This is a genomic window from Mycobacterium sp. TH-M116 (genome assembly GCF_057473685.1).
The window spans coordinates 1-10,088 of record NZ_JBYCLC010000353.1 but is presented as its reverse complement, the minus strand read 5'-3'; the positions used below and the strand labels follow the sequence as shown (position 1 = coordinate 10,088).

Below are 10,088 nucleotides of genomic sequence, written 5' to 3'. Positions count from 1 at the left end.
TACCGCCGGCACTGCCGGCGCCGTTGTCGATCCCGGCCACCCCGGGCGCGCCCGCGATGCCGTTCCCGCCGGCACCCGCATTACCCCCGGCACCACCAGCCCCGCCATCACCAGCCAGCGTGCCACCTGCACCACCGACACCACCGGCACCGCCCGAACCACCGGTCTGACCCACCGTGCCCGCCGTGGTCGGCGTCGCCCCAGCCGCGCCGTCACCACCGGCCCCGCCGGCACCACCGACCCCGTAAGTCCCGGCCGCCCCACCATTACCGCCGTCACCACCGCTGGCACCCGCGGTGGTCGGGCTGTAGCCGGCGCCACCAGCCCCACCATCACCGCCAGCGACATCACCGGCCCCGTGGAGCCCGTCAGATCCGGTGTTCAAGCCGGTCCCGGGCGCACCGCCGATTCCTGCGGCACCAGCGTTCCCGCCGTGACCGCCCGCACCACCGTCAGGGTGCGCGGCGGTGCCAGCTGCCCCGTTCCCGCCGTCGCCCCCGGCCCCGGCAGCGCCACCGTTGCCGCCGCTGCCGGCGTTGCCCAACCCACCAGATGCCCCGAAATATCCGCCACCACCACCGGCGCCACCATCACCACCATGCCCACCAATCCCGCCAGCCCCGCCGTCACCGCCAGCGCCACCATTGCCGGTCCCGCCGGCAGCGAAGGCGCCCGGCGCACCGGTGGCACCGGCGCCACCGGCCCCACCGCTACCCGCCATTCCGGCGTTACCACCTGAACCTCCGTGGCCGAACAGGAATCCGCCACTCCCCCCGACCCCACCGTCACCGGCGGCCCCACCGTCACCTCCGGCCCCGCCGACCCCGCTGTCCACCCCGGCCACCCCGGCCTGCCCGACGCCCCCGTCACCGCCGTTGCCACCGTTACCACCGAGGCCCCCGGCCCCGAAGAAAAACCCGCCGGCGCCCCCGGCCCCGCCGTTACCTCCAGCCCCGCCGTTGACCGTCAGCGACGACGCCGTATTACCCAGCGCGCCGTCGCTACCCGCACCCCCGGTGCCCCCGCTACCAAGCAGCCACGCACGACCACCAGCACCACCAACCCCGGCCATCCCGGCAGCCCCGCCATCACCGCCGACACCCCCGGCACCGCCGTTGCCGAAAATCAACCCACCCGTACCCCCGGCACCCCCAGCACCGGCAACACCACCACCAACGGCCACACCGCCGGCACCACCGGCCCCACCAAACCCGAACAACCCCGCCGCCCCGCCAGCACCCCCAGCCTCACCGGCCGCCCCCGATCCCCCATTACCCCCATCGCCCCACAGGATCCCCCCGGCACCACCAGCCTCACCAGTACCGTTGACCCCGTTATAGCCATTACCGATCAGGGGCCTGTCCAAAAGAAAACTGGTCGGATAGTTGATCGCCGAGAGCACATCCTTTTCCACCGCCCCCAGCGGGTTGGTGTTGGCCGCCTCCGCCCCCGCATACACCGACGACCCAGCGTTCAACGCCGCCGCGAACCGCTGATGAAACTCCGTCGCCGCCGCCGTCAACGACCCGAACTGCGCCCCCTGCGCCCCGAACAAGTGCGCCACCGCCGCCGACACCTCATCCTGAGCCGCCGCCTGCACATCCGCGATCGACCCCCCATACCGCGCCAACGCCGCCTCGATCTGCGCCGCACCCACCGTCAACTCCGACCCCGACGCAGCCAACCACTCCGGCGCAACAACCATCAACGACATGACGCATCCCCCCCGACACGAAACGTGACCCGCAGAGACGCCGCGCCCCTGGTGCGCTGCCACGCGACGGCGGATCGAAAACCTCGACATGGGCAGTGTTCCGGCAACGGCGGTCCAGAAGGTTTCGCTGAGATGAAATGTCAACTACTGCGGGATGTTTCGTAAGAAAAACTGGAAAATTCCCGGTTACCAACGATCACTGTTTCTTGACAACGCCCCGAGCGCGTACCGCTACAGCACCAGGGCTTGGGCGACGCGGTCCGGTCGCCATGGCGATGACGACGCAGCACAGTGAGCGGTGTTGCGCGCGCCCACGGGGCACCGGGCCTGGCCACACTCGTTCGATCTCCGAGTCGGCCACGATCGGCGCGGTGCCGGTGCCGCACCCTGGTCGCCGGGATCAGGCGTGGTTCAATCCTGCACGAATCCCTTTGAGGCCGTGCACATTTGCTTAACCAGCGGGTAACACGACTCGACCCGATCGACCCACCAGCGCCGCCGCTCGGCAGGCGCGGCCAGCGCCCGCAACCGCGCCGGCTCCGGCGTGACCGCCGCGACGGGCAGGAAACCGTCAACCGGCGGGGCAACCTCGGCCACGTCCTCGACGAACAGCCCGCCGGTGCCCAGCCCGCAGGCGTGGCGCAGGACAGGCAGCGCCGCCGCGGCGCTCAGGCCGTGGCTTATGCCCACCGCCGAATCCAGCGCGCTGGAGATCACGACGGGTACGTCGATCTGCGCGGCGATCCGCAGCAGGGCCGAAATCCCGCCCAGCGGGGCGACTTTGAGCACCGCGATGTCGGCGGCGCCGGCCCGGACCACAGCCAGCGGGTCGCCGGCCTTGCGGATGCTCTCGTCGGCGGCGATCGGCACGCCGATCCGCCGGCGCAGCGCGGCGAGTTCGGCGACCGTGGCGCAGGGTTGTTCGAGGTACTCCAGCGGGCCGTCGGCACTCAGCGCGGTGGCGGCCTCGGCGGCCTCCTCGACGGTCCAGCCGCCGTTGGCGTCCACCCGCACGGTCGCGACGAGTTCGCGCACGGCGTTGACCCGTGCGACATCCTCACCTAGCGTCTGCCCGGGCTCGGCGACCTTGACCTTGGCGGTGCGCGCCCCGGGAAAACGGGCCAGCACCTCGCCCACCTGCGCGGCGGGCACGGCCGGCACGGTGGCGTTGATCGGCACGCGGTCGCGCCGCGGCGGCGGCGGCTCGCGATAGGCGGTCTCGATCGCCGAGGCGAGCCAGTGCGCGGCCTCGGGGGGCTCGTACTCCAGAAACGCCCCGAACTCGCCCCACCCCGCGGGGCCCTCGATCAGCGCGACCTCGCGGGTGGTGATGCCGCGGAACCGCACCCGCATCGGCAGCGCGACGACATGCAGCCGGTCCAGCAGGTCTGCCAGCGCCGGCCTCACCGGCCGTAAACCCGGCGGCCCGCCAGGTACGTCGCGCGCACCTCCAGGTCGGCAATGCGCTCCGGCGGCACCGTGCGGGGGTCGGCCGACAGCACCACGACGTCGGCGTACTTGCCGACCGCAATCGAGCCCGTCACGTCGTCGGCGAACAGCTGCCAGGCGGCGTCGATGGTCTGCGCGCGGATCGCCTGCTCGACGGTGAGGCACTCCTGTGGCCCCAGCACCCGCCCGGACGGCGCGGTGCGAGTCACGGCCACGCTGATGTTGCGCAGCGGCTCCTCGGGGGTGACCGGCGGGTCGTTGTGCAGCGAGATCCGCATGCCGGTCGCCACCGCGGAACCCGCAGGCATCCAACGAGATCCGCGCTGTTCGCCGAACAACCCGTCGACGAGCACATCGCCCCAGTAGTGGATCTGGTCGACGAAGATGCTACAGGTGACGCCGAGGCCGGCGGCGCGACGGAGTTGGTCGGGCCGGATGGCGCCGACGTGTTCCAGGCGCAGCCGGTGATCGGGCCGCGGATTGCGTTGCAGCGCTTCCTCGTACACGTCGAGAATGGTGTCCACGCCGGCGTCGCCGTGCACATGGCAGGCCATCTGCCAGCCCAGCGGGAAATAGGCGCCGACGATCTCGGCCAGCTGCTCGCGGGTGTAGTTGGCGTGCCCGCAGGAACCCGCGGCGCCGATCAGGCGCGTGGCGGCGGTGTCCAGGTACGGGAAGGACAGCGCGATGTTGCCGATCCACGGCGAGCCGTCCACCCAGATCTTGATGCCGACCTGGCGCACCATGTCGTCGCCCTGCCCGGGCGACGCCGCGGTGGACAGCTGCGGGGTGGACATCTCGTAGGTGCGCAGCCGCACCGTCAGCGCGTCGTGCTCCTGTTCGAGCAGCGGCGCGAACTGCGGGTCGAACGCCATGTCCGAGCAGGTGGTCAACCCGGCGCGGTTGAGCCGGGCGCATTCGGCGCGCAGCATCGCCGGGTAGCTGCCGGGATCGATCGCCCCACCCAGCAGCGGGAACACCGCGCCGATTTCCTCGGCGCTGCCGTCGAGTTCGCCGTCGGGGCCGCGGCCGTAGCGGGCGCCCTTCGGGTCGGGGGTGCCTCGGGTGAGCCCGGCGCGCTCGGCGGCGGCATGGTTGAAGTAGGCCTGGTGTCCGGAGTTGTGGATGATGACCAGCGGCCCGTCCGGCGCCACGTCGTCCAGCCAGGCCGGCGTCGGCTGCGGCAGGCCGGGCTGCAGCAGGGGGTCCCACCCGCTCAGGTAGGCGCCGGCCGCCCCCCTGGCGGCCGTCTCGCGGCGCACCGCGGTCACGACGTCCTCGGCGTCGCGCAGCGTCACCGGCCGGATGTCGACGATCCGGTCCGACAGCGCCAGTGCCTCCATCAGCGGATGACCGTGCGCCTCAACGAATCCCGGCATGACGCAGCCGTCACCGACATCGACGGTCTCGGTGCCGGCGCCGACGAGCGCGGCCACCTCGGCACGGGTCCCGACGGCGACGATGCGGCCGTCGGCGACGGCGAGCGCCTCGGCGGTGGGCCGCGACTCGTCGACGGTCAGTACGGTTCCGGTGAAGACCAGATCAGCGTGCGCCATGTGCAGGAATCGTAGTGCCGTAAGGGTGTGGCCGACCGGAATTGCAACACGTTCTAGTCTTGACCCATGAGCGATGATCTGCTGCGCCATCCCATTCATTCCGGACACCTGACCGTCGGTGCGCTCAAGCGCAACAAGAACAAGCCGGTGCTGCATCTCGGCGACACCACGCTGACCGGTGGTCAGCTCGCCGAGCGCATCAGCCAGTACATTCAGGCGTTCGAGGCGCTCGGTGCGGGCACCGGCGCGACGGTCGGGCTGCTGTCGCTGAACCGGCCCGAGGTGCTGATGATCATCGGCGCCGGCCAGACGCAGGGTTACCGGCGGGTGGCACTGCATCCGCTGGGCTCCCTGAACGACCACGCCTACGTGCTGGGCGACGCCGGCGTGACGTCGCTGATCATCGACCCCACCCCGATGTTCGTCGAGCGAGCGCTGGGCCTGCTGGAGAAGGTGCCCGCCCTCAAGCGGGTCCTGACCATCGGCCCGGTCCCCGAGTCGCTGGGCGATGCCGCGGTGGACCTGGTGGCCGAGGCCGCGAAGTATGCGGCGAAGCCGTTGGTGGCGGTCGACCTTCCGCCCGACCACATCGGCGGGATGGCCTACACCGGCGGCACCACCGGCAAGCCCAAGGGTGTGCTGGGCACCGCGCAGTCGATCACCACGATGACCACGATCCAGCTCGCCGAGTGGGAGTGGCCGGAAAACCCGCGCTTCCTGATGTGCACCCCGCTGTCGCACGCCGGGGCGGCGTTCTTCGTGCCGACGATCATCAAGGGCGGCGAGCTGGTCGTGCTGACCAAGTTCGACCCGGCCGAGGTGCTGCGGGTGATCGAGGAGCAGCAGATCACCGCGACCATGCTGGTGCCGTCGATGATCTACGCGCTGATGGACCACCCGGACTCGCACACCCGCGACCTGTCCTCGCTGGAGACGGTCTACTACGGCGCCTCGGCGATGAACCCGGTGCGGCTGGCCGAGGCCATCCGCCGCTTCGGGCCGATCTTCGCCCAGTACTACGGCCAGTCCGAAGCCCCGATGGTGATCTCGTATCTGGCCAAGAAGGACCACGACGAGAAGCGGCTCACCTCGTGCGGGCGGCCGACGCTGTTTGCCCGCACCGCGCTGCTGGACGCCGAGGGCAACCCGGTGCCCCAAGGCGAGGTCGGCGAGATCTGCGTGTCCGGGCCGCTGCTTTCCGGCGGCTACTGGAACCTGCCGGAGGAGACGGCCAAGACGTTCTCCGACGGCTGGCTGCACACCGGTGACATGGCCCGCGAGGACTCCGACGGCTTCTGGTTCATCGTCGACCGGGTCAAGGACATGATCGTCACCGGCGGGTTCAACGTGTTCCCGCGCGAGGTCGAGGACGTCGTCGCCGAGCACCCTGCCGTCGCGCAGGTGTGCGTGATCGGCACGCCGGACGAGAAGTGGGGCGAGGCCGTCACCGCGGTGATCGTGCTGCGGCCCGACCATCCCTGCGACGAGGAGTCGGTGGCGCGGGTGACGGTCGAGATCCAGGCCGCGGTCAAGGAGCGCAAGGGTTCGGTGCAGTCACCCAAGCAGGTGATCGTCGTCGAGTCGGTGCCGGTGACCGCGCTGGGCAAGCCGGACAAGAAGGCCGTGCGGGCCCGGTTCTGGGACGGCGCCGGCCGCGCAGTCGGCTGAACCTTTGCCGAGCGTCACGCCAGCGTGGCACTCGACGGTCGAGGTCACTCTGGTGTGACACTCGACGGCGAGACCCTGGAGGCGCCAGACGCCTGACTACTGTGTCAGGCATGGCAGGTGCAGCAGCCCTCAAGCCGCCCCGGTGGCTGACGCCGGCGAACAAGGTCTTCATCCTGATGGCGCGGCTGGGGCTGAGCTTCGGTGGGGAGAGCCGGGTCGCCCCGCGGCCGGCGCCGGCCGGGCGCTGCGACGTCTTCCGGCTCGATCCGCTATGAGTGACAATCCGTTCGACGCGCAGGCGTGGCGGCCCGTCTCGGAAATCGACGCCGGGTTCGCCGACCTGACCGACATCACCTACCACCGCCACGTCACCGACGCCACGGTGCGGGTGGCGTTCAACCGGCCCGAGGTGCGCAACGCCTTCCGGCCGCACACCGTCGACGAGCTGTACCGCGCGCTCGACCACGCCCGGATGTCTCCCGACGTGGGCGTGGTGCTGCTGACCGGCAACGGCCCCTCGCCCAAGGACGGCGGCTGGGCGTTCTGCTCGGGCGGCGACCAGCGCATCCGCGGCCGCAGCGGCTATCAGTACGCCAGCGGGGACACCGCGGACACCGTCGACGCGGCGCGCGCGGGCAGGTTGCACATCCTCGAGGTGCAGCGGCTGATCCGGTTCATGCCCAAGGTGGTCATCTGCCTGGTCAACGGGTGGGCGGCCGGCGGGGGTCACAGCCTGCACGTGGTCTGCGACCTCACCCTGGCCAGCCGCGAACACGCCCGGTTCAAGCAGACCGACGCCGACGTAGGCAGCTTCGACGGCGGCTACGGCAGCGCGTACCTGGCCCGCCAGGTGGGCCAGAAGTTCGCCCGCGAGATCTTCTTCCTCGGCCGCGCCTACACCGCCGAGCAGATGCACCACATGGGCGCGGTCAACGAGGTCGTCGACCACGCCGACCTGGAGCGCGTGGCCCTACAGTGGGCGGCCGAGATCAACGCCAAATCGCCGCAGGCGCAACGCATGCTGAAGTTCGCGTTCAACCTGCTCGACGACGGGCTGGTCGGCCAGCAGCTGTTCGCCGGGGAGGCCACCCGGCTGGCGTACATGACCGACGAGGCTGTCGAGGGCCGCGACGCGTTCCTGCAGAAGCGCCCGCCCGATTGGAGCCCGTTCCCCCGGTATTTCTAGGTACTTCTGAGCGGGCCACCGGACGCCGACACCGTGCCGCCTAGACTCCCCACGATGAGTACAAGCCCGCTACGCCGCTTCACCGACCAGCTGGTGCTGGCGACCATGCGGCCGCCCGCCTCGCCGCAGGTGCTGGTCAACCGGCCCGCGATGAAACCGATCGACCTGGCCGGCAAGCGGATCCTGATCACCGGGGCGTCCTCGGGCATCGGGGAGGCCGCCGCCGAGCAGTTCGCCCGCCTCGGAGCCACCGTCGTCGTGGCCGCCCGTCGCCGCGAGCTGCTCGACGCGGTCGCCGAGCGGATCACCGCCGCCAAAGGCACCGCGCTGGCGATGCCCTGCGACATCTCGGACATGGACGCTGTCGACGCACTGGTCGCCGACGTCGAGCAGCGCCTCGGCGGCGTCGACATCCTGGTCAACAACGCCGCCCGGTCCATTCGCCGGCCGCTGGCCGAGTCGCTGGAGCGCTGGCACGACGTCGAGCGGACCATGGTGCTCAACTACTACGCGCCGCTGCGGCTCATCCGCGGGCTGGCTCCCGGGATGCTCGAGCGCGGCGACGGCCACGTCATCAACGTCTCGACGTGGGGCGTCCTCTCGGAGGCCTCCCCGTTGTTCGCGGTGTACAACGCCTCCAAGGCCGCGCTGTCGATGGTGAGCCGGGTGGTGGAGACCGAGTGGGGCCGAAAGGGAGTGCACTCGACGACCCTGTACTACCCGCTGGTGGCCACGCCGATGATCGCCCCGACGAAGGCCTACCAGGGGGTCCCCGCCCTGTCGTCGGCCGAGGCCGCCAAGTGGATGATCACCGCGGCGCGCACCCGGCCGGTGCGGATCGCGCCGCGGATGGCGATCGCGGCCAAAGCGCTCGACACCATCGGCCCCCGCTGGGTGAACGCGCTCATGCAACGGCAGCGCCTCCAGCCCAACCGCGCGGCCGACAGTTGAGCCGGCCGGTCAACGCTGATAGACACGACGCCATGGAGATCCTGGCCAGCCGGATGCTGCTCCGGCCGGTGGACTACGCGCGATCGCTGAGCTTCTACCGGGATCAGATCGGTCTGGCGATCTTCCGCGACTACGGGGGCGGCACAGTGTTCTTCGCCGGGCAGTCGCTGCTCGAACTGGCCGGCTACGGCTCCCCCGACCATTCGCGAGGACCGTTTCCCGGTGCCCTGTGGCTTCAGGTCCGCGACCTCGCGCAGACCCAGGCCGAGCTGCGGGGGCGCGGGGTGGCGATTGCCCGCGAGGCCCGCGAAGAACCGTGGGGCCTGCACGAGATGCAGGTGACCGACCCGGACGGCATCACCCTGATCTTCGTCGAGATCCCGCCTGAGCATCCCCTTCGTCGCGACACCCGCGGTGAACGCGGGCCCACGCCAGGTTAACTGCGAGGCAACTTATGGCGACGGTTCACGGTAAATCCGCGTTCGCGGTCTTGCTGCATTCGACAATGCAATCTCCCGACCACCAGAATCAGGCGCTGTGAACATAAATTTGTTCCTCTTGATCATCGTCGTGATCACGGCACTCGCTTTCGATTTCACGAACGGCTTCCACGACACCGGCAACGCCATGGCGACCTCGATCGCCAGCGGCGCGCTCAAGCCCAAAGTGGCCGTCGGGCTGTCCGCGGTGCTCAACCTGGCGGGCGCCTTCATGTCCACGGCGGTCGCCGCCACGATCGCCAAGGGTCTGATCGACGGGCACATCGTGACGCTGGAGCTGGTGTTCGCCGGCCTGGTCGGCGGCATCGTCTGGAACCTGATGACCTGGTTGCTCGGCATCCCGTCGAGTTCCTCGCACGCACTGGTCGGCGGCATCGTCGGCGCCACGATCGCCGCTGTGGGCGGGCACGGAGTGCTCTGGAAGGGCGTGGTGTCCAAGGTGCTCATCCCGGCCGTCGTGGCCGCGATCCTGGCCATCGCCGTCGGGGCGATCGCGACCTGGCTGGTCTACCGGGTCACCCGCGGTGTCCGGGCCCAGCGCACCGAGGCCGGGTTCCGCTACGGCCAGTGGGGCTCGGCCTCACTGGTATCCCTGGCGCACGGCACCGGCGACGCCCAGAAGACGATGGGCATCATCTTCCTGGCGCTGATCTCCTACGGGTCGATCAGCGCCAGCGCCGCGATGCCGCCACTGTGGGTCATCGTGTGCTGCGCCGTCGCGATGGCCTCGGGCACCTACCTGGGCGGCTGGCGGATCATCCGCACGCTGGGCAAAGGTCTGGTCGAGATCCAGTCGCCGCAGGGCATGGCCGCCGAATCGTCCTCGGCCGCGGTGATCCTGATGTCCACGCACTTCGGCTACGCCCTGTCGACGACGCAGGTGTGTACCGGTTCGGTGCTGGGCAGCGGGCTGGGCAAGCCGGGCGGCGAGGTGCGCTGGGGCGTGGCCGGCCGGATGGTGGTCGCCTGGCTGGTCACCCTCCCGCTGGCCGGGCTCGTCGGCGCGGTGACCTACTGGATCGTCCACCTCATCGGCGGATACCCCGGCGCGATCATCGGCTTCG

Annotated in this window: 8 protein-coding genes and 1 pseudogene; 6 read left to right on the top strand and 3 right to left on the bottom strand. The window is 70.6% G+C overall.

The window, feature by feature from the left end; genetic code table 11:
* The 3 genes from AC2VOK_RS18120 to AC2VOK_RS18110 all read right to left on the bottom strand — a co-directional run.
* On the bottom strand, window positions 1–1,714 hold a 1,714-nt coding region (locus AC2VOK_RS18120), incomplete at its 3' end, for a PE family protein (RefSeq protein WP_428901703.1).
* Window positions 1,715–2,125: 411 nt separating this feature from the next.
* Entirely contained in the window at window positions 2,126–3,121 is a 996-nt protein-coding gene (locus AC2VOK_RS18115) for an o-succinylbenzoate synthase (protein WP_428901702.1), read from the bottom strand.
* On the bottom strand, window positions 3,118–4,719 hold the full coding sequence (locus AC2VOK_RS18110) for an amidohydrolase (RefSeq protein WP_428901701.1): 1,602 nt from the start codon (window positions 4,717–4,719) through the stop codon (window positions 3,118–3,120). Before AC2VOK_RS18110 ends, AC2VOK_RS18115 begins: the two co-directional genes overlap by 4 nt.
* Before the next feature lie 66 nt (window positions 4,720–4,785).
* On the opposite strand from AC2VOK_RS18110, the gene fadD8 reads away from it, so the two are divergent.
* The 6 genes and pseudogenes from fadD8 to AC2VOK_RS18080 all read left to right on the top strand — a co-directional run.
* On the top strand, window positions 4,786–6,387 hold the full coding sequence (gene fadD8 / locus AC2VOK_RS18105; RefSeq protein ID WP_428901700.1) for a fatty-acid--CoA ligase FadD8: 1,602 nt from the start codon (window positions 4,786–4,788) through the stop codon (window positions 6,385–6,387).
* A gap of 110 nt (window positions 6,388–6,497) precedes the next feature.
* Window positions 6,498–6,605: pseudogene (locus tag AC2VOK_RS18100) on the top strand (deazaflavin-dependent nitroreductase); the annotation flags it as partial.
* A gap of 53 nt (window positions 6,606–6,658) precedes the next feature.
* A complete protein-coding gene (locus AC2VOK_RS18095; protein WP_428901699.1) occupies window positions 6,659–7,573 on the top strand; it encodes a 1,4-dihydroxy-2-naphthoyl-CoA synthase in 915 nt (304 codons plus the stop codon).
* 54 nt (window positions 7,574–7,627) lie between these two features.
* Window positions 7,628–8,524 carry an SDR family oxidoreductase gene (locus AC2VOK_RS18090; RefSeq protein WP_428901698.1) on the top strand — a complete coding sequence of 299 codons (897 nt, stop codon included), beginning with the start codon at window positions 7,628–7,630 and terminating at the stop codon, window positions 8,522–8,524.
* Between the two features lie 32 nt (window positions 8,525–8,556).
* Complete coding sequence (locus AC2VOK_RS18085) at window positions 8,557–8,964, top strand: VOC family protein (protein ID WP_428901697.1); 408 nt, start codon at window positions 8,557–8,559, stop codon at window positions 8,962–8,964.
* Window positions 8,965–9,061: 97 nt separating this feature from the next.
* Window positions 9,062–10,088, top strand: a 1,027-nt coding sequence (locus AC2VOK_RS18080) for an inorganic phosphate transporter (RefSeq protein WP_428901696.1), incomplete at its 3' end; no start/stop codon positions are given.

Coding starts and splice junctions, on each gene's coding strand:
- fadD8 (WP_428901700.1), top strand. CDS start 4,786: ATGAGCGATGATCTGCTGCGCCATCCCATTCATTCCGGACACCTGACC.
- AC2VOK_RS18095 (WP_428901699.1), top strand. CDS start 6,659: ATGAGTGACAATCCGTTCGACGCGCAGGCGTGGCGGCCCGTCTCGGAA.
- AC2VOK_RS18090 (WP_428901698.1), top strand. CDS start 7,628: ATGAGTACAAGCCCGCTACGCCGCTTCACCGACCAGCTGGTGCTGGCG.
- AC2VOK_RS18085 (WP_428901697.1), top strand. CDS start 8,557: ATGGAGATCCTGGCCAGCCGGATGCTGCTCCGGCCGGTGGACTACGCG.
- AC2VOK_RS18110 (WP_428901701.1), bottom strand. CDS start 4,719: ATGGCGCACGCTGATCTGGTCTTCACCGGAACCGTACTGACCGTCGAC.